An 18,598-nucleotide genomic window follows, 5' to 3' on the forward strand; every position below is an offset into this window, starting at 1 on the left:
ATTAAATGATTGCTTTAGATCAAAAGGATTTAACTGCTATTGATGAAGAATTTGCCGCCGATTCCCAAATCTGGCAACCTTTAACCGGTGGCGCTAAGTCAATTACTGCTGCTGATTTTACTGGTGTACATACTGTACGAGTAAACAAGCTTTCAGGTTTTGCCGAAGCAGAAGAATACAAGCGAAATGGTGACAATGAACGGCATAACGTTAGCGTTGACAAAGAGTCATTTGAACTAAGCCAAGAAGATTGGATTGGTTATGACCTTGATCAACTTGATATGTCTGAAAACGGTGCTTACCAAGTGGCAAACGTTGTACGTGAACACCAACGCTTAATTACTGTTCCTCATCGTGATAAGTTTGCAGCACAAAAGATTTATGACACTGCTAAAAACGGTGGTAAACTCGTTACCGATACAATTACCAGTGACAATGCGCTTGATGCTTACGATGATCTTGAACAATATATGATCGATCATGAGATTCCAGGTGGATACGTTATTTTTGCTTCCTCTGCTTACTATCGTGCATTGAAGAACGCAAAGGGCGTTACTAAGAATTTCTCTACTAACACTCAGCAAATCAACGGTATTGATCGCCGTGTTGGTCAACTTGACGGCGGTGTGCCAATTCTTACTTGTGCCAAGAGTCGTATTTCTGGCTTAACAATTACTGATACTGTCAACTTTATGGCAGTACCACTCTATGCACTGGCACCAATTGTTAAGTACGATACAGTGGACGTTTTAGACGCTTCAACTGACCGTTCAGGTTACCGGACAACCATTAAAGGCTTGTCATACTACGATATTTTAGTATTCGACAACGCTAAGAAGTCTATCTATGTTGCTGCTAGTCCATCCTCTTCAACAGCAAGTAATGATCCAAAGCCGGACCCAAAAGCTTAGCCCCGCAAACTAATCAAAGCGGGGAATTTAACCCCACTGGGGATGTGAAACCAACGGAGATCCAAACGGTAGATCAGATTAAGGCTTATCTTGACGCTCATGGAATTAAGTATCAAACCACAATGACTAAACCGGACCTTTTAGCACTAGTAAATGGTGGTGGTAATTAATGAAGTATGAAGCACATTTAACATTTACTGATTACACCGATCTGGGCTTTAGTGATATTACTAATGCTGAGGGATTTGAGAAAATCGAACACCAAGCGCAACGAGCAGTGGATGGGATAATTGACTACTTCTATCAGGATCATTCAATTGAAGAAGATCCTAACTTAAAGCGAGTTGATGCTTATAAAACGGCTATCTGTGAGCAGATTGATTTTATTAATCAGACAGGAATTACTGCTTCATATTCTAACGGGGATGATTTTAATAGCATTTCTATTGGCCGGCTATCATTACAGCCAAGTAATCATGTTGTTAGTGATGGAATGATTCACGGTGTTTGCAAAGAGGCTTACCGCTTATTGGCACACTATGGATTGCTATATCGTGGCCGAGGGAGTGATGATTATGCTTCCACGCATTCCTAAACGTCTATGTAATCAATCTATTATTTTGCATATTGCAAACGGTGAAGAGGACGATTACGGTAAACAAAAAACGGTTAATATGCCAATCAATAACGTACTGGTACAACCGCAAACAATTTATTCGGGTTCAAATAATAGCCGGACAATCACAGCAAATGCGATTGTCTTTTTATTTGCGCAAATTTCGGATCCGTTGCCCCAGATCACACCAGATTGGATAGGGAACCACCTTACTTTTGAAAACCGGGACTACACAATTACAAATATTGTGGATAACCGAGAGCCTTATAGTAACAAGGTGTACTCCTATGAGTTGGAGGTGCTTTAATGAGTGTTCAAGTATTTCTTAAGGGAAAAAGCTTGGCTCAAATGTTTAACGATGATGCATTTGGTAAAGCAACAGAAGACTTAGCTAATCAAATGATGGATGATATGGACCAATTTGTTCCGTATAGTGGCAAATATCATCCCCACATGGCGAATACGGTTCATTTAGACGGAAACAAGCGAACGATTGTTTATAATGCTCCGTATGCTAAAGCGCAGTTTTATGGAATGGTAAATGGCCATCCAGTAACTAATTACACGACAGCAATTCATGAACAAGCTACGAAACGATGGGACTTAAAAGCTCAATCAATATATGGGGATGATTGGCACAGAATAGTTGCTAACTCCTTTAAGGGTAAACACGTTCCTACGTTTGTACCGCATGGACCAAATGAAGGTGACCCAGATGGATCTAAAGGAAAGAATTAAAGACCAGATCAACTCCCTAGAATTACCCGTAAAGCTCTATTTGGGTTATATTGACGGCAAGCATAGTCCTGAACTACGCCTGCAAGCATTGCCTAATTCCCGTGTGATTGAGGAAGATTACGGTGGGAATAAGACTGAGCAATTCTTTATGGAAATTGCAATGCGTGGTGATGATGAGGGGATGATTAACCAGGTGCTATGGCAGATTGCTGATGTGCTTGGTAACAATGATTATGGAGTCGTGTCTAAGGACGGCTCTTTTATTTTTAATAAATTGGATATTGTGTCATTTCCGCAGCCTACAATGGCTGATACAAGTGGAGAAGTGACGTATGTTCTTGATTTTAAAGTAACGGTAGACACATTTAACGAGAAAGGATGATTTAAATGGCTGATACAGACGCACCAGCAAAAATTGGAAAGTTTATTCTGAACTGGCGAAATAATTTTTATATCGCTGTTGACGGTGAAACAGATGTTGATAACTATAACAAGGCTAAATGGGAACGACTAGCGGCAGGAATTAACAACATTACACCGTCCGATAATCCTACAACTGCTAACGATGAATATTATGATGGTGAAGGATTTGGAACTGCTGATGTTACCTCCAAGCGGATTCAATTCGTTCTTGCTGGCCACCGAGTTTATGGTGATCCAGCACAAGATTATCTAGCCTCTAAATTCCTCAGCATTGGGGACGACTTAAAAACCTTGTTTAAGTACGTTGATGCTCAAGGAAATACGGTTGTTGGTCGTGTAACGCTAACGAACGAAACTCCATTTGGTGGACAACCAGGAGCAAAACAAACTTTCAGTGTAACGCTTGTATTTAACGGAAAGCCTAAGTACATCCCTGCTGGAACTGATAATGGGGATGCAAACAATCCAACACCTAATAACAACCCACAAGTTTAATTAATTTGATAAACAGAGACGAGTGACGTAAGACGATAGGAGGAATGCATAATGTCTGCAATTAACATGAACCTGGATGAGAAGTTTCGTTTTAATTTCAAACGTAAAGTGATCATTGGTGGTCAAACCTATAATGTGACCTTTAATGATGAGATGGACCGGGTACTTCGGGACTTACAGGTTGAGATGGGTGGCCTATATGAACAAACGAACAATCAGAGTGACGAATTCGAGGAGATGACCATTGACGAACGCAAGAAGTACCTTAACGACCGCTTCAAGCAGATTATTCTTGACGTTGAAAAGGCCCTTGATGGGATCCTAGGCAAGGTGGGTGCCGGTAAGAGCATCTATGACTATTATAATCAGCAGTCATATGCTCTGTATGAGACACTCCGAGTGCTGCGGGAAACCAAAGAAAAGCTCGACGGTACTGCTAAGGAACAGGAGCGTCAAAAGCACCAAGCCCGCATTGACCAATACACCGGGCGCAAGAAGCGGGTGAAGAAACATGCTGACGCTAACTCGAAGCGATCGAAGTAATCCGACTGGGCTCAATAACGAATTTGAGTATTGTGGTCACACCTACCGCATTAATCTTGCCTATGACACGGTACTAAGCTTCTATGAGTTACTGGAAGATGATCATTTCAGCGATGAGGAGAAGGTGGCTGTTGCATTTCAGATGTTTTTCGACTCCCAGGAGATCAACGCTGACGATAAATTTCAGATTGAGGCGTTCAAGGTGATTAGCCGTTACCTCAATGAGGATCCATACATCAGCGCTGATGGGGATGATAGCGAGGCTGAGGGTAATGTTACCAGTCCCCGCTATTATTCGTTCAAACAAGATGCAGAGGCCATCTATGCCAGCTTCTATGAGCAGTACGGGATTGACCTGCTGTATCAGAAGCAGAAGATGCACTGGGACCAGTTCAAGGCGCTGTTTGCGGGCCTAGGGCCTAAGACTTACTTCATGCGCATTGTTCAGATTAGGCAGGAAGACGTGACTAAGCTAGAAGGCAAGGCTCAACAAGAGATGATTCGAGCTCAGCAACGGTACGCCCTAGAAGATGATCAAACGCAAGAAGCTGTTCAGGACCAGATTGCTAACTTTGGTAACATGCTCATAGCCATTGCAAAGTCTTAACGAAAGGAGGGGATGCAAGTGGCGGCTGATAGCACAGTTAATATTGATGTCATTTTGCACAAGGAACAGGCCCAGGAGACTGCAAAAGAGATTGACCAAGCCCTTAAAAACATCGGTGAGGGCGCTGGTGATAAAGCCGAACAATCAATCAAGGATAGTACCGACAAGGCGATTGATGATGCTAAAGACGCTCATGCGAAGATTGATAATGAGCTGAAAAAGCCGGTTAAGACAAAGGTTGACGCTGATACCGATGACGCAAACGCCAAAGTCGATGAGTTCAAGGAAAAGACTGTTAGAATTCCTAAAAAGGTTAGGACTGAACTTATCTCACAAGCCGAGATCCAGGGGATTGAGAACTTCGATAAGCTTTTAAAACAACTACCTAAGGAGCAAAAAACAGAGCTGATTGCTAAGGCTCAAAAAGGTGAGGTTATCAACTACGAAGAAGAACTGCGCAAAGTTCCGGCGAATGTGCTTACTAAGTTGGAGCTTAATGATCAAGCATCCCCCACCTTGCAGAAGTTACAAGCCGAGGCTGATACGACCGAACGGAAGTTTATCAGTTTAAAAGACATCATCAAAGGGACCTTCGTTGGTAGTCTTTTAGCCACCGGTGCTAATTCAATTATCGGATACTTACACGGTATCGCTGGCGAGGCAATTGCAACCTCGGACGCTATGTATAAGTTCAAGCAAACAATGAAGCTTGGTGGGTACGGCGAAGAAGAAATTGCAAAAGCGTCCAAGGAAGTCAAAAAGTATGCTGATGAGACCGTGTATGACCTTAGTGATATCACTAACACCTCTGCCCAATTAGCTTCTAACGGAATCAAGGGCTACCAGGGACTTACCGAAGCCGCTGGTAACCTTAACGCCCAGGCCGGAGGTAATGCTGAAACCTTTAAGTCTGTTGCAATGGTAATGACCCAAACAGCCGGGGCCGGTAAATTGACGACCGAAAACTGGAATCAACTTACCGATGCCATTGCTGGGGCTTCTGGTCCATTACAGAAAGCTATGAAGGATAACGGTGCTTATACCGGTAACTTCCGTGACGCGATGGCTCAGGGCCAAATTACGGCAGGTGAGTTCTTTGATGCGATTGAGAAGCTAGGTACGACTAAGGGTGCTGAAGAAGCCGCTAAGTCGACCGAAACCTTTGAAGGGGCAGTTGGTAACTTAGAAGCTCAAATCATTACCACGATGGACAAGGTGATTGACCGAATTGGTAAAAAGAGGATTACAAACGCAATCAACGGTATCACTAAAATGGTGGCCGACCTTACCGAGGGCCTAGTAAACGTATTCGACTTCATGGCAAGCCACACAGGCATTGCCAAGACCCTGCTGGGCGTGATGGTTGGTATCTTTGCTACTAAGCGTATCTTTAACTTTATCGCTGCCTTAGGTGAAGCAAAGCTAGCCATGATGGCTTTTAATCAAACTGCAGGAGCTAATCCACTTGGAGATAAGGTACCTAGTCCAAAGACGGCAGCTGATACGGCGGCAGATGTTGGCGGTGCTGTCGCAGGTACCGGCGCTCGGGGGATGTTAAGGACCGTCGGTAGTCGTGCGGTAAGAGCTGCCCCATATGCCGCTGGAGCCGTAATGGCTGGTTCAGAGCTCCTTAGCAATAACTCGATTGCTGAAAAAACAGGCGGGATAACTGGTGCGCTTGGTGGAGCTGTTGGTGGTAAAGCTTTAGGTGCTGCAATTGGTACGATGATTGCTCCTGGAATTGGAACTACAGTCGGTGGGATTTTGGGAGGTACTGTCGGATCTTGGGCAGGAAATAAGTTAGGTGAGGCAATAGGAAAAGGTGCTGATGAACACCTTAAAGCTCACCCAATTACTGTTAATACTAAATATAAGACTTCAACTGATAATAAGGCTATGGATAAAGACCTAACGCCTAGCATTAATAAGGTTAATAAAACCGTTCTTAGGATGGACGTTGATTCTGCAAGTATCCAAAAGGCTCAGCAAAAGACGGATAAGTATTTTGACGAAATGAGTAAAAAAGTCGATTCTTACTATAAGAAAAAGGCTGATGGATATAAAAAGGACGAAGAAGCATCTAAAAAGAATTTAGACGCTCTTGTAAAAAACGGTAAGATGTCCCAAACAGAAGAAGACAAAGCTCTTAAAAAGCAACAAGAAAATGATCAAAAGAAAATTAAAAGTGATGATGCAGCTGCTAAACAACGTAAAAAGGTCCTTGAGCAAATGCGGAAGGACACCAACGATTATTACGCTAAAGTTTCTAAAATTGAAAACGATGCTAATAAGTCAGAAAAGCAAAAACAAAAAGAGCTACAAAAGGCCCAGGCTGCTTATGTGAAAAAACAGTATAAAGATCAACTTGATGCTAATAAGAAAATTACCAGTTATGTAAAACAAGGAGCTAATACTCAAGAAAAAATTTATGAGCAATTAGTAAAAAAGCGTGGCCAACTTGATATGAAGGATTTAAAAGCTACGCAAAAGGCGGCTAATCAAAAGTACAACGCTGCGGTTAAACCAGCCCGAAAAGCCAGGGATGAAATTGTTAAAGAGGCTGAAAAAGAGTACAAGGATACTGTTAAGACTGCGGAAAAGGAATATAAAGAACACCATACTATTTCAAAAAAGAAGTACAAAGAAATTGTGGCTGATGCTAAGGCTCAGCGTGATGGTGTAACTAAGGCTGCTGATGATGAGTACAATAAAACAACTAAAAAAGCCAGTGATGAACATAAAAGGGTAACTGGCGAAGTAAATAAGCAAAAAGATGAAGTAATTGCTGCAGCTAATAATCAAGCGATGTCACATGGTGCAGCAGCCGGCCAAGAATATACCTTGGTCAATGCAAATGTATCAAGTGGTCAGAAAAAGACTGCAGGTACCATGAATGGATTTATTAAGAGTCTTAATAGCTTCTTCAAAGCACTTAATGCCGGCGTACACGTGCCGGAAGTTAGCGGGTATGCTGTTGGGACTGGTGCATTGCCACATAATCAACTTGCGATGGTTGGTGAAGAAGGACCAGAACTAGCACATACGCCTAAGGGTTATGAAATGCTGGGGATGAATGGTCCTGAATTACGCTACTTGTCAGCAGGTACATCAATTCTTACCAATGCGCAAACTAAGACAGCATTAGCCTTAAATGGTGGCAAAATACCCGGTTATGCAAAGGGTACCGGTGCCAAGATTGAGGACTTTGTAAGTGGAGCGCTTGATAAGGCTGATAATGCATTAGACGCCGCTCTGGATTTAGTAGGTAAAGGAGCCGAAGAAATTTGGAGTTGGTTCAAGAAAAAACTAGGGATTGACCGTGCTGTTGCTTCTGTTGATCCTAAATGGTTAATGCAGTTGCAAAGTAAACAAGAAACTGAAATTGGTGGTAAAGCCGGAAGTTCGTTCTTAAAGAAAGCCCTGGATAAATTTCTTGAAAGTTTTAGCGGTGGCCAAGGAAAGATGTCAAAAGGTGCTTTTGCTCAAGCTGCTAAAGTTGCGGCTGCATTAATGCATCAATCGCTGTCCGCTTCTGATATTGAACGTCTGTACTGGCAAGCAATGGTTGAATCTACTGTTAATCCTGCACAAGGCGGTGGGATTGATGACCATGATGGAACCGGCCGGCCAATTGGATTATTTCAGTTTAAGCTAGGAACTTGGGGAGCGGCAGTTCGTCACTTACCAAGTGGCCACAGTAATGTTCATAGTGCTGTGGACCAAATTATGGCCGTATTAGCTGATAGGACATGGAGATCAGATTTAGCACCAATTGGAGTACGAAGAGGTTGGTCACCACATGGCTATGCTAATGGGGGATGGGCTGATAAGCTCTCAATTTTCGGCGAAGTACCAGGTGAACCAGAAGTTGCTATTAATCCAGCTCGTGATACGTCCGAAGACCATATTGCCGAAGCTATTGAAGCACGGGCCAAAGTTAACCCTAATGGCTTTGCCGGCAATTTGAGTAAGATTATCAACGAAGCTAAGCAGTCAGCCAATAATATGTTGCCGTTTATTAGTACAGGTAATAATCATGTTCAAGCTACTTCAAATACTCAACAGGCCCAGCCACGTGTTGATGGAAACATTAATATCACAATGAATATTGACAGTAAACAAGTTAGCCGGGCCGTTTACCCAACATTGAAAGCAATGCGTAGCCACGAAGTTATTATTAATGGCGTTGGTGGTGCTGTGCCGGTTGGTAACGGCCAACCATTAGGAGGTGTCTATTAGTGAGTACCATTATTTTTCAAAAGCAAGATGGGACAATATATGATCTTGATAAAATGGGCTTTCGTGTAAAGAAGTTTGACCCACCAACAACCGCATATAACTATACCTATCAACAAATTGGAAACTATGGAGCAACTCTTACAGATGTTCAAGCTCAACAGCTAGTCATCCCCTTAACACTTAATGTACTTGCTACGGATCCTAACGACTTATTTCTGCAGAGAATGAAACTCAATCGACTCTTGCAAAGTCATGACCCTTTTTATGTTTATGATGTCGCCGCCAAGGATATTCGCTGGAAAGTCTATGCTGAAACGGCCTCAGTTAGTCGTGACAATTCTTTTTGGCGAGCTTCTAACGTGCAGATTAACCTTGATTGTCCGACTGGATATGCGGAAAGCTCCTTTACTACACAAGAGTACGACTTAGCGAGTGGTAAAGGTATTGGATTAGGAATGAAGTTATTTAGCCATAAGTGGCAATATACTTTCACTAATCAGAGCGACTTTGTTTTCTATAATGCGGGAGTTATTCCATTAACTGCAGATGAGCACCCGGTCACAATTGAATTTAATGGGGATGCACCAAACGGCTTTACCATTACTAATAAAACGAGTGGTCAAGCACTTAAAATTACCAAGAGCGTGTCTGCAAAAGATAACGTGGTGATTACAGGACTCATCCCCACAATTAATGATGAGCAGCTTTATATGGCTGGAGATCATAATTACTTAGACTTTTATACAGGCGAGAATCAAATTCATATTGATGGAGCTAGTAACTTCACGATTAAATTTGATACTCGCTTTTATTATTAGGAGGTTAAAATGCTGAATTTACCAATTAGATCGCCGGCCGGCAAAGAGGCAACTGTCCAGGCTTATAATGTGGCGGTAACTGATACGCTTAAATCATTTCCTACCATGAACTTTAGTTTTATCGGTGATGGAGCAAATGAAGCCGCTGAAAAGATGATCATGCCCCGAGTAATCATTACTGATCCGACAACCGGCCAGCAATACCGAATTGCTTCTTCTAATCCGGTCCCTACTGCAAGATTTCGGGTATATGCGATTACTACTATCCATATTGCTCATGATCTGCATGATTATTACATTGAGAACACAGTAACAGGTAGCCAATCGTTAAAAGCTTGCTGTGACTTGCTCACGGGTGGTACTAAGTTCAAATATTCGATTGATGATAATATTAGTGATCACGACTTTGGAAGTGACAGCCTAGGCAATGCACATGGGGATGATATTCTAAGCTCCATTGCGTCTGCTTTTGATATTGAATACTGGTTTGATAATTGCACAATCCACTTTGCAAAAGAAATTGGTAAAGAGGACTCGTTTGTGTTCATTGACAGGGTTAATACGTCAAAAATACAGGTTAACGAAGACTACACAACCATCACGACTGCAATTAAAGGTACTGGTAAACAGATTGACGTACAGAATAACGGTGGTAACGGTAATCTTGATAGTGTTGAGGGCTTTGCCAAGTCAATGATTAATGCTGATTTTGGCGTTAATAAACAAGCAATGATTCAAGACTTTGCTAATCGTTCAGATAAGGTCAAGGCACGAGGTGTAGACGTCAATAGGCTGTACGACACAATTAAAAATGCTGGAATTAGTCCTGAATGGTTCTTTGCCTATGAACTACAAGAACAGAACTCTAATATGGGATGGCTTAATCACTGGTCATATCCACATGGGGACCCATATAACGATGCAGTAGTTGTTTGTAATTGGATTAAAAGCATTGCTTACAGTGATACGTTAAATCCAGCCTGGTCAGCTGCAGAAGGTTCAATCAGCTCTGATCCTAACTTGCAATCAAAATGGGAGCAAGATTATGGAAAAGGAACAATTGGCCGGCTGTACCTACAGGCCACTGCGGCAGCCGTTTGGGAATTAGCCGGCAGATCAGGTAATGCAGGTATAGGTAAGCCCTTAGCTGGTTGTGTTAGCACAATTAAAGGCTGGGGTGGCCATACTGTTCAAGCGCCAAGCGGAGGCGGTGGAAGTGGTCAAATTGCCGCCTTTGCTCGTCAATATGCTGGAGTGCCTTATGTGTGGGGTGGTAATTCACCAAGTGGCTGGGATTGCTCCGGCTTCGTTGCTTATATCTATAATCATTTCGGTATTCCAATGCATCAGCCAACAACCTACGAAGAATATCAAGGGCAAGTAGTTGGCCCACCATACCAAGAAGGCGACATGTTGTTCTGGGGAGCACGTGGCAGAACTTATCACGTAGCTCTAGCACTTGATAGCAATACACTTGAAATGGCAGCTAATCCAGAACGAGGGACGGTTATTCAAGCAATCAATGCATGGCCACCGGATTTTGCTGTTCGTAATTCAGCGATGGCCGCTAAAGTTGGTGGTAGGGATGATAGTTCAGATGATTCTAGTAGCGATACTGATACATCGTCAGACACAACTACTCAATACACTTGTCAGGGTGAGTACGATAGTCCAATGGCCGCTGACGATAAGTGGGGCAAGATTTGGGCTGATCCGTTTAGTAGTGACACGATTACCGACCAAGATACTTTGATGGCAGCATTAAAGAAACAGGTCCATGATTACCCGGACGTACAATACACAACCGACTGGATTACTTTCAAAGATGCGTTCTCACACGGTATCAAGAATGAAATAGCAGTCGGCAATTATGGGTATTTGCGTGATCGGTATGGGATTGATGTTAATGTCAGAATTCAAAGTTACACTCGGTATCGTGATCGTGACACAACACAAACTGATACAGTAACTTTTGGTAATAAGATTTTCGGGATTGACGAATGGAACAACCGAGAAAATCAAGCTAATGCAGCATTGCATAAAGCACCAAAGAAACCAGAAACAGTTACCCCACCAGTCACCTTTGATGATATTCAAACTATCAACATTAAGAAGGAAAGTGAAGAGAATGGATAATCAAGAAACGATTGTACAACGTGCTGTAATTGACGAACCAATGTTTGACTCAAAGACGGGAGAGTTCGGGAAAGGTTATTCTCCAGACTATGGCCAAACTTTTATAGTTCAGGAAGGAACCGATGGCCGGCATTTTCATCAAGAAACCGATGCAGGTCGAATTAGTGAGTTGATTTTCGATAAATTTATTTTTCGTTCAGCGGATGGTACCTTATGGGAATTATCTGTAAGCAATGATGGCAAGCCACAAACCAAGAAAATTGAGAAAAGTGAAGAAAAAGAAAAGGAGTCGTAATTAACGGCTCCTTTTTCAGAAAGAAGGGGATGCTATGGCTTTTGAAGTGCCACATAAACATGATATTTCACTCGATGGCCAAGAGATGCGAAACCAGATGATTGAGAATTTCAAGGCGATTGAGCAAGAAGACCACAACGATCATCAAGCTCTGTCTGAGGAAATAGCAGATCGTAAAAAAGGTGACGAAGGTCTTCAAGGAGAAATTAATAAAATCAACGACTCACTGAAAAATAAGGCAACATTTGATGATTTGACTGAAACTAAAAATGAATTACAGCAAAGAATCAATCATCTGTATGCGGGCGATCCACGTACGATTAAAACGGTTGTTAAAGAAATACTAGAAGAGAAAGGAGTGATCTAATGTTAGAGATGACGTTTTATATCGGTCAGGAACGCAAACTGATTGCCGCAGAAGATGTTGGACGAGTGACACAAAACGATGTGGCTTATCCGGGTAAACCTATTTTCCAAGGCCGGCAAGGGGACTATAATGACCAAATTCTTGTTCATCTACGTTATTGGGCTGAAAATCGGCCTAATCATGATGGGGGACCGGTTAATCTTTCTGGAGCAAATTTAATTTTGGAAGGCATTCTGCCAGATCGAGAGCATCGCATTGTTGGCAATACAGTAATGACAGTCATTGGTGCTCCCGAAGAAGGAAACTGTCGAATGTCACTTCCAGCTTCTGCTTTTGCAGTCGCTGGTAACTATGTGGCTTCGTTTTTCCGGCTAATCCGTGATCATCAGTCAATTGCAACTCTTGAATTCAACTTTCAGGTGGTTTCAGATCCTATCTTGAATGGCATTAAGGCTGAGGACTATCTTCCTGAGTACTATGCAATTCGAGATAAGATTCTTGCGCTTCAAGAGCAACTTCAAAATTCAAATGATGATCTGATTAACAAGATGAATCGGAAGTTCCAGAACCAATTAGCTGACTGGACTAAGCAATTGCAAACGGTACTTCGAACAGCGCAGAACTTGCAAACGCAAATGGACGCTCTGGAAGGAACGATTAAGTCTAATCAAGTTGTTACCATTCCAAACGTTCAAAAGTATGTCACACCTAATGATCTGCTAGGAACCTTGCATTTAGCCAATATGCAAGAGAAATATCCAAGGGTTCGGGCTTTTATCTATCAGTACGGTGCCGGGATTGAAAATGCTCCGTTTGGAGGGAGTGCAGTACGGGAAATTGTTTGTCGAGTAATTCGAGACCACCGAGATACAATTTCAGTCTATATTTCTGCTGAACAGGTGCTTTCAATCATGGAAGACTTCAATTTTCGTAATGGGAATGCAGCGTTTGGTAATAACGGGGCATATGTATCCTCCGGAATTAACTGTATTGGTGTCGAAGTAGATAACTCAACAGTAACGCAATTTGATATGAATGATAACTTAGTAATAGCAAAGGAAGATTAATATGGAAAGAATTATTAAGAACCAGCCAGACTGGGATGACGCAATTAATAAGAATTTTAGCAAATTTGGAAGTACTGATTGGTCAGACAACGTTGTTTATCTAAACGGTACACAGAAAGATGCAACGTTGCCACTTCAATGGTCGAAGAAAGGTCTTGGCGATATTACAATGTTTGTTATTCAAGGTTATGTTAAATTGCCAGATATTAGTAATGGCCAATCAATCGATGTTTTTAACATTCCAGGAATTAACACTACGGATTTTCAGATTGGGTCTGTTGAAGATGGTGCCCTTGAACAAACATACTTAACACCTAGTACAAATGGCGGAACCATTACTTTTAAGAATTATTCGGGACAAGATCAGAAAGCACATAATGCACGAATTTCAATCATTATTATTTCGAACAATCGTAATTAGGAGGATAAACATGAAAACTGTAATTATGTATGGCAACGATGGTAGTTTCATCAATAGTAAATTAGTAGATAATAACTATCAATTAGGGCAAAACGAGACATTTCAAGTCCCAAATAGCGATCTGTATAATCCAAAATTTAATGGAACAGCTTGGGTAGGGATCAGTCGGCCTGAATTTGATAAATTAACGATTAATCAAGAGCTTGTTAGTGACGATCCTTCACTAAAAGGTATGGTTCAGCAACTAGGGACAGCAGTTGCTCAAATGAGTATTGCCTTAACTAATATTGAGCAACAATTAAAGACAAATGGAGGTAACGCCAATGGTCAAGCTTAGTTTAGAATTTGTTAAAGGAATCTATGCATGGGGATTTCCAATTGATATTTATCTGCAGTGTAAGCAAATTACTCCTGAACAGTATCAAGAAATTACAGGAAAACCATATCAGCAAGCTTAAGGAGGCTGATTAGATGAGCCTACGAAAACTAATCTATTATAATGCGCCGGATATTGTTAAAGCAGGTGATACAGCTTTACCCGAGTGGAGCTATCTACTTTTTGATGGAGACACGCAAGCGATTCTCGGAAGTAATGACACGGTCACTGCCAATGTTGTGGATAAAGATGAACAACTTATTACCACAATTCAACTGGATAATCGTCAAAGCTATGTTCAAGTTCCTTCTACGGCTGGTCTTAGTAACTTGCCTACTGGTGACTATCAGCTCGATGTACATGTTAAACAAGTGGATGGAGCCGTTGCAAAATACCCAACATTAGGGTATGTCGGCTTTACTGTATCTGCTGACGCGGAAAGCAAATCTGTAACCGTTCTTCCCAAGATTTCGATGCAAGAAATCTACAACCGCATTCCTGCTGAAATTCAGCGGCAACTTGCTAGTGGAAACTTCAAAGGTGCAACTGGCAAGTCAGCATATGAGCTGGCTAAGGACAATGGCTTCGCTGGCACCGAGAAAGAGTGGCTGGATTCTCTAAAGGCTAAGCCAGATCCAACTACACAGGATTTAAGTGCGGGCCATCTTGGCACCGACAATACGTGGGTCGGTCTCAATACTTTTAGCAAGCTCAACGTAACCGGGAGTATGCAGTATAAGGGTCATGACGTCTTAACTGATGAGAGCCTCAACTTCTATATGCCAACGATTAAAGAATATGGTGCAAAAGGTGATGGCGTAACTGATGATACAGTTGCAATCCAGAAAGCAATTAACACCAATGCAGATGGCGGGATTGCTTTTCCACCTGGTACTTATTTAATCAGTGATACCATCAAGATTACTAATCGGTGTAGCTTACACTTTTATGGCGCTATCGTTAAAGCGGCTAAAGTCATGGGTGCCATGTTCTATACAGACAGTTGGAATTTTGAATCTAATTTGAAAGTTATTTCGATGATTGGTGACGGTGCTAGCTGCTTTGATCTTAATAATAAAGCCAGCATTGGAATTAGAGCTTCGGGTTTAATCTTACGAACATTTAGTATTAAGAACCTTCCCGATAATGCTGTTGGTATTAAAGTAGACGGTATTTCTAAGATGGCTGATATTATGATGCTGAATAGTATCTCGACAACGGGAACCGTTGGAATTCAATTCGACGCTACCGATTGCCGTTTACAGCATTTCGTTCCGGTTAATATTGAAACCGGAATTATCATTAATCAGGGTGCCACGTATATCAGCGATTATCACCCTTGGTCGGTAATAATGCCTATGACTAACAGAACTGTCGGAATTAAGGTTAACAATGCAGGAGTCTATTTGAATGACTACTATGCTGATACATGTTTTAAGTGCATTGAAGTCAATGGACCTAACACGCTGATAATCATTAATAATTTCACATCATTTTGGAATCATGAATTCTATAACGATCAAAACAGTTCACCAGTTCCATATCTTTTTTACTTTAAGAATTTTAGCGAAAGCTATAGAGGCGAACACATTTTAGTATCTAATTCAATTCTTTGGAATAGCGCTAACGTTAAAGGACAGTATGGCTTCTGGTCTAACTTGACCGACAACAGCGGGTTCGGCTTGTCGAATGTTCAGCTCTCCAATCAAGCAGAGAATATCAATGGAATCGCTAAAGAATTTTTGATTTAAGTTATAATAAATTCATCAATAAAATAGGGGCGAATTTATTATGGATATTGTTTCAATAATAGTATCTTTTTTAGGCGGTAGTTTCTTTGGTGTATTGATTAAAGCTATTTCAGATCATTTAAGTCGAAAAAGTCAAAAGGAGATTAATAGCATGCAGTTAAAAGAGAAACAACAAGAGATTCAGCTTGAATGGGATAATGAACTTAGAAAAATGCTGGGAAGTTATATTAGCCATTGCTATGAGTTGAATCGAATGCTCAAAGCCCTTAACCAAGGGAATTCAAAACTTGAAGCTATGAAAAAATCTAACTCATACGAAGAGCGTATTAAGCTATCAGAAGAAGCAAAGAAAAATATTAACTCTTTTACTCCGGAAGAAGTTGATAAGCTTCTTAAAGAATTGTCAGAGATACAATCACAAATAACCATGTACCTTTTTAAGGACGAACCTTACTCTAATGCAATCCGCATAGCTCTTAAAGGAATGAACGACAAACTGATGAGCTTAGATGCTAATAATAATGTGGAATTAAACACTATTATTGATACTGCTAGAAACTATTTCAGAAATCAATGGGAAATTACAAATGATGTAATCAAATAAAATTAAAATGTCGCCGCAGAAATACACAATACATAATAAAAGCCTCACTCAAACGAGCGGGGCTTTTATTATGGGCGGCTTTATATGGGAGGAATAGCACTAATGCACTTATTAGCGGTGGCACCTGTGCCACCATATCATCAATTATATTTCCAGCATTTTCAAGGAATGGAAGATAATCAAATAATTTGGTTGTTTGTTTGGGTAGTCATCATTGATATTGTAACAGGCTTTGCCAAAAGCGTTATTACTCATCACACAACTTCAAGTAAAGGAACAGCGGGCTTGATTAAGCACGGGATTCTATTGTTAGTTACATTAACACTCTATCCAATGCTTGAATTAAACGGAATGAAAAATGCAGCTGATACATTTGTAGGCTTCTATATTATGTTTTATGCTGTCTCAATTGTCGAAAACTGGGGACAAATGGGATTACCGGTGCCCGAATGGTTAAAGAAGTATATCTATAAGCTAAGTGATGAATACAAGGAGGAACAACGTCATGAAAATCATAATTGAAGTTTGGAAATACTTGCTGTCAACGGGGATGTTTGGAGCGGTGGTTACTTTTGCGTGGATGTATATTCGTCCAATGCTTGAGCAAAAGGAACGACATGCTAAAACTTTGCAAGAAAAGGAAATGGTAGAAGTTACCATAAAACTAGCCGATCAAGCTGTTGCAAGTTTAGCTGGTAATAGCAACTTGACAGGTAACGAAAAATTCAAGACTGCGACTGGATTAGTTACCAATTCATTAGAAAATAAAGGTTTCAATGTCGATGATAAATTTGTTAAGCACGCAGTACAAGCAGCCTACGAGAAGAGCGACTTAACGCCAACGATTGATCCAGATAAGAAACCTACACAATCTGTTGAAACAAAGAAAGTAGACAATGTTAATAATACTCAACCAGTTGGCACCCTATAGGAGGCAAAGCTTATGACATTAAAAGTAGTAGACGTTTATTCTGGTTCTCCTCGCTCTTATGCACAGGCAACTGATGCTGATGCAGTAATCGTTAAAGCAACCCAAGGGACCGGATACATTAACCCGTTTGCTGATATTGATTATCAAACAGCTAAACGCAATGGTAAATTGCTAGGTGTATATCACTATGCTGCAGGTGGCGATCCAGTTGCAGAAGCTCAATACTTCTATAACAACGTTAAAGGGTATGTTGGAGAAGCAATCCTTGGATTAGATTGGGAAAAGGGACAAAACGCTGCTTGGGGTGACACAAACTGGTCACGGCGCTTTGTTGATGAAGTTCACCGCTTAACTGGAGTATGGCCGATTATTTATGTTCAATTCTCAGCAGTCTACCAAGTTGCAAATTGTGCGAACACATGTGGCTTATGGGGTGCCGGCTATCCTTGGTATAACAATTCGTGGGATATTCCGCCATTCTTATTGAGCTATGGATTTGCTCCTTGGAAGAATCTTACTGGTTGGCAATTCACCGGTAACACTAAAGACCGTTCAATCTTCTATCTTGATGCTAATGGTTGGATGGCACTTGCTAAAGGTGACAGTGGTATTACTCATACTGCTCAGCCGGAAGTAAAGCCAATCGATAACAAAGTAGTTAATGCTCCAATCCAAACGACCTGGAAAGATTCACTTGGCGTTATTTGGCACGCTGAAAATGGTAAATTTACTGTTGGAGATGGTAACCAACTTCATTTACGTTGGGGAGCTACTCCATCAAGTACCGTAATTGGTATGCTAAACGCTGGGGATGTTGTTAAGTATGACGCTTGGGCACGAACAAATGGATTTGTTTATGTTCGTCAGCCACGTGGCAATGGTCAATATGGTTACGTTGCCGTCCGTGACGCTAATACTAATGAAGCTTACGGTGAATTTGAATAAAGATTAGCCCTAGTGATCGTTGTAATGAAGGCAATGGTCACTAGGGCTTTTTTTCTATAATTTAAGATGAAAGGTCTTCAAAGATAAAATTGTACATCAAAATGTACATCAAAAATTAATATAGTAGTTTAATTTAATTCTATATAATAGGAAGAAATAAGTATTTGTATATAGTAATTCGACTTAATTTTAGGTACTTACCCCCACCGGAGGCATATTAAAGCAGTAATGCGAAGTATCAGCTAAGCTAACGTTAACACCTGTAACTCTTGTGTATCAAGGGTTGCAGGTGTTTTTGCTTTTTTAAATAATTTT

23 protein-coding genes are annotated in these 18,598 nt (G+C 41.1%); all 23 read left to right on the forward strand.

All coding sequences use genetic code 11. From position 1 onward, the window contains the following. Window positions 1–5: 5 nt before the first annotated feature. The 23 genes from DTK66_RS07165 to DTK66_RS07270 all read left to right on the forward strand — a co-directional run bounded on the left by DTK66_RS07165 (window position 6) and on the right by DTK66_RS07270 (window position 18,283). Window positions 6–911 (forward strand): capsid protein, encoded by a 906-nt coding sequence (locus tag DTK66_RS07165; protein WP_191668229.1) that lies wholly within the window; start codon window positions 6–8, stop codon window positions 909–911. A gap of 44 nt (window positions 912–955) precedes the next feature. After that, window positions 956–1,081 carry a hypothetical protein gene (locus tag DTK66_RS11125; protein WP_255505082.1) on the forward strand — a complete coding sequence of 42 codons (126 nt, stop codon included), beginning with the start codon at window positions 956–958 and terminating at the stop codon, window positions 1,079–1,081. Continuing rightward, window positions 1,081–1,506 (forward strand): head-tail connector protein, encoded by a 426-nt coding sequence (locus DTK66_RS07170; protein ID WP_191668230.1) that lies wholly within the window; start codon window positions 1,081–1,083, stop codon window positions 1,504–1,506. The genes DTK66_RS11125 and DTK66_RS07170 overlap by 1 nt, the downstream gene beginning before the upstream one ends. Continuing rightward, window positions 1,487–1,834: a putative minor capsid protein gene (locus DTK66_RS07175; RefSeq protein ID WP_191668231.1), complete on the forward strand. Its 348-nt coding sequence runs from the start codon at window positions 1,487–1,489 to the stop codon at window positions 1,832–1,834. Before DTK66_RS07170 ends, DTK66_RS07175 begins: the two co-directional genes overlap by 20 nt. Then, complete coding sequence (locus DTK66_RS07180; RefSeq protein WP_153704703.1) at window positions 1,834–2,265, forward strand: minor capsid protein; 432 nt, start codon at window positions 1,834–1,836, stop codon at window positions 2,263–2,265. Before DTK66_RS07175 ends, DTK66_RS07180 begins: the two co-directional genes overlap by 1 nt. Beyond that, window positions 2,243–2,647, forward strand: a complete 405-nt coding sequence (locus tag DTK66_RS07185; protein WP_181388825.1) for a capsid protein — start codon at window positions 2,243–2,245, stop codon at window positions 2,645–2,647. Before DTK66_RS07180 ends, DTK66_RS07185 begins: the two co-directional genes overlap by 23 nt. Window positions 2,648–2,652: 5 nt before the next feature. Further along, window positions 2,653–3,183, forward strand: coding sequence for a phage tail tube protein (locus tag DTK66_RS07190; protein WP_191668232.1), 531 nt, complete (start codon window positions 2,653–2,655; stop codon window positions 3,181–3,183). A gap of 51 nt (window positions 3,184–3,234) precedes the next feature. After that, window positions 3,235–3,726: a hypothetical protein gene (locus tag DTK66_RS07195; RefSeq protein WP_191668233.1), complete on the forward strand. Its 492-nt coding sequence runs from the start codon at window positions 3,235–3,237 to the stop codon at window positions 3,724–3,726. Beyond that, entirely contained in the window at window positions 3,695–4,333 is a 639-nt protein-coding gene (locus DTK66_RS07200) for a Gp15 family bacteriophage protein (RefSeq protein ID WP_191668234.1), read from the forward strand. The genes DTK66_RS07195 and DTK66_RS07200 overlap by 32 nt, the downstream gene beginning before the upstream one ends. A gap of 18 nt (window positions 4,334–4,351) precedes the next feature. After that, entirely contained in the window at window positions 4,352–8,572 is a 4,221-nt protein-coding gene (locus DTK66_RS07205; RefSeq protein WP_191668235.1) for a tape measure protein, read from the forward strand. After that, window positions 8,572–9,390 (forward strand): phage tail domain-containing protein, encoded by an 819-nt coding sequence (locus DTK66_RS07210; protein ID WP_191668236.1) that lies wholly within the window; start codon window positions 8,572–8,574, stop codon window positions 9,388–9,390. Before DTK66_RS07205 ends, DTK66_RS07210 begins: the two co-directional genes overlap by 1 nt. 9 nt (window positions 9,391–9,399) lie before the next feature. Then, window positions 9,400–11,526, forward strand: coding sequence for a phage tail protein (locus tag DTK66_RS07215; RefSeq protein WP_191668237.1), 2,127 nt, complete (start codon window positions 9,400–9,402; stop codon window positions 11,524–11,526). Then, window positions 11,519–11,821 carry a hypothetical protein gene (locus tag DTK66_RS07220; protein WP_191668238.1) on the forward strand — a complete coding sequence of 101 codons (303 nt, stop codon included), beginning with the start codon at window positions 11,519–11,521 and terminating at the stop codon, window positions 11,819–11,821. The genes DTK66_RS07215 and DTK66_RS07220 overlap by 8 nt, the downstream gene beginning before the upstream one ends. 34 nt (window positions 11,822–11,855) lie before the next feature. Continuing rightward, window positions 11,856–12,188 (forward strand): hypothetical protein, encoded by a 333-nt coding sequence (locus DTK66_RS07225; protein WP_191668239.1) that lies wholly within the window; start codon window positions 11,856–11,858, stop codon window positions 12,186–12,188. After that, entirely contained in the window at window positions 12,188–13,255 is a 1,068-nt protein-coding gene (locus DTK66_RS07230) for a BppU family phage baseplate upper protein (RefSeq protein ID WP_191668240.1), read from the forward strand. Before DTK66_RS07225 ends, DTK66_RS07230 begins: the two co-directional genes overlap by 1 nt. Window position 13,256: 1 nt before the next feature. Then, complete coding sequence (locus tag DTK66_RS07235; RefSeq protein WP_191668241.1) at window positions 13,257–13,676, forward strand: hypothetical protein; 420 nt, start codon at window positions 13,257–13,259, stop codon at window positions 13,674–13,676. A 10-nt stretch (window positions 13,677–13,686) separates the two neighbouring features. Next, window positions 13,687–14,013, forward strand: a complete 327-nt coding sequence (locus tag DTK66_RS07240) for a hypothetical protein (protein WP_191668242.1) — start codon at window positions 13,687–13,689, stop codon at window positions 14,011–14,013. Then, window positions 14,000–14,134, forward strand: coding sequence for an XkdX family protein (locus DTK66_RS07245; protein WP_191668243.1), 135 nt, complete (start codon window positions 14,000–14,002; stop codon window positions 14,132–14,134). The genes DTK66_RS07240 and DTK66_RS07245 overlap by 14 nt, the downstream gene beginning before the upstream one ends. Window positions 14,135–14,147: 13 nt before the next feature. Beyond that, window positions 14,148–15,803, forward strand: a complete 1,656-nt coding sequence (locus tag DTK66_RS07250; RefSeq protein WP_191668244.1) for a glycosyl hydrolase family 28-related protein — start codon at window positions 14,148–14,150, stop codon at window positions 15,801–15,803. Window positions 15,804–15,843: 40 nt separating this feature from the next. Then, window positions 15,844–16,407 (forward strand): hypothetical protein, encoded by a 564-nt coding sequence (locus DTK66_RS07255; protein WP_191668245.1) that lies wholly within the window; start codon window positions 15,844–15,846, stop codon window positions 16,405–16,407. A gap of 102 nt (window positions 16,408–16,509) precedes the next feature. Then, window positions 16,510–16,929 (forward strand): phage holin family protein, encoded by a 420-nt coding sequence (locus tag DTK66_RS07260; RefSeq protein WP_191668248.1) that lies wholly within the window; start codon window positions 16,510–16,512, stop codon window positions 16,927–16,929. Continuing rightward, entirely contained in the window at window positions 16,913–17,338 is a 426-nt protein-coding gene (locus DTK66_RS07265; RefSeq protein ID WP_191668246.1) for a phage holin, LLH family, read from the forward strand. Before DTK66_RS07260 ends, DTK66_RS07265 begins: the two co-directional genes overlap by 17 nt. A 12-nt stretch (window positions 17,339–17,350) precedes the next feature. Further along, window positions 17,351–18,283 (forward strand): GH25 family lysozyme, encoded by a 933-nt coding sequence (locus DTK66_RS07270; RefSeq protein ID WP_191668247.1) that lies wholly within the window; start codon window positions 17,351–17,353, stop codon window positions 18,281–18,283. Window positions 18,284–18,598 lie beyond the last annotated feature (315 nt).

Origin of the sequence: Limosilactobacillus walteri, assembly GCF_014830205.1 — a bacterium.
Taxonomy (GTDB): domain Bacteria; phylum Bacillota; class Bacilli; order Lactobacillales; family Lactobacillaceae; genus Limosilactobacillus; species Limosilactobacillus walteri.

Coding starts and splice junctions, on each gene's coding strand:
- DTK66_RS07255 (WP_191668245.1), top strand. CDS start 15,844: ATGGATATTGTTTCAATAATAGTATCTTTTTTAGGCGGTAGTTTCTTT.
- DTK66_RS07225 (WP_191668239.1), top strand. CDS start 11,856: ATGGCTTTTGAAGTGCCACATAAACATGATATTTCACTCGATGGCCAA.
- DTK66_RS07265 (WP_191668246.1), top strand. CDS start 16,913: ATGAAAATCATAATTGAAGTTTGGAAATACTTGCTGTCAACGGGGATG.
- DTK66_RS07190 (WP_191668232.1), top strand. CDS start 2,653: ATGGCTGATACAGACGCACCAGCAAAAATTGGAAAGTTTATTCTGAAC.
- DTK66_RS07170 (WP_191668230.1), top strand. CDS start 1,081: ATGAAGTATGAAGCACATTTAACATTTACTGATTACACCGATCTGGGC.
- DTK66_RS07220 (WP_191668238.1), top strand. CDS start 11,519: ATGGATAATCAAGAAACGATTGTACAACGTGCTGTAATTGACGAACCA.
- DTK66_RS07230 (WP_191668240.1), top strand. CDS start 12,188: ATGTTAGAGATGACGTTTTATATCGGTCAGGAACGCAAACTGATTGCC.
- DTK66_RS07200 (WP_191668234.1), top strand. CDS start 3,695: ATGCTGACGCTAACTCGAAGCGATCGAAGTAATCCGACTGGGCTCAAT.
- DTK66_RS07195 (WP_191668233.1), top strand. CDS start 3,235: ATGTCTGCAATTAACATGAACCTGGATGAGAAGTTTCGTTTTAATTTC.
- DTK66_RS07165 (WP_191668229.1), top strand. CDS start 6: ATGATTGCTTTAGATCAAAAGGATTTAACTGCTATTGATGAAGAATTT.
- DTK66_RS07270 (WP_191668247.1), top strand. CDS start 17,351: ATGACATTAAAAGTAGTAGACGTTTATTCTGGTTCTCCTCGCTCTTAT.
- DTK66_RS07215 (WP_191668237.1), top strand. CDS start 9,400: ATGCTGAATTTACCAATTAGATCGCCGGCCGGCAAAGAGGCAACTGTC.
- DTK66_RS07260 (WP_191668248.1), top strand. CDS start 16,510: ATGCACTTATTAGCGGTGGCACCTGTGCCACCATATCATCAATTATAT.
- DTK66_RS07235 (WP_191668241.1), top strand. CDS start 13,257: ATGGAAAGAATTATTAAGAACCAGCCAGACTGGGATGACGCAATTAAT.
- DTK66_RS07185 (WP_181388825.1), top strand. CDS start 2,243: ATGGATCTAAAGGAAAGAATTAAAGACCAGATCAACTCCCTAGAATTA.
- DTK66_RS07240 (WP_191668242.1), top strand. CDS start 13,687: ATGAAAACTGTAATTATGTATGGCAACGATGGTAGTTTCATCAATAGT.
- DTK66_RS07245 (WP_191668243.1), top strand. CDS start 14,000: ATGGTCAAGCTTAGTTTAGAATTTGTTAAAGGAATCTATGCATGGGGA.
- DTK66_RS07180 (WP_153704703.1), top strand. CDS start 1,834: ATGAGTGTTCAAGTATTTCTTAAGGGAAAAAGCTTGGCTCAAATGTTT.
- DTK66_RS07175 (WP_191668231.1), top strand. CDS start 1,487: ATGCTTCCACGCATTCCTAAACGTCTATGTAATCAATCTATTATTTTG.
- DTK66_RS07250 (WP_191668244.1), top strand. CDS start 14,148: ATGAGCCTACGAAAACTAATCTATTATAATGCGCCGGATATTGTTAAA.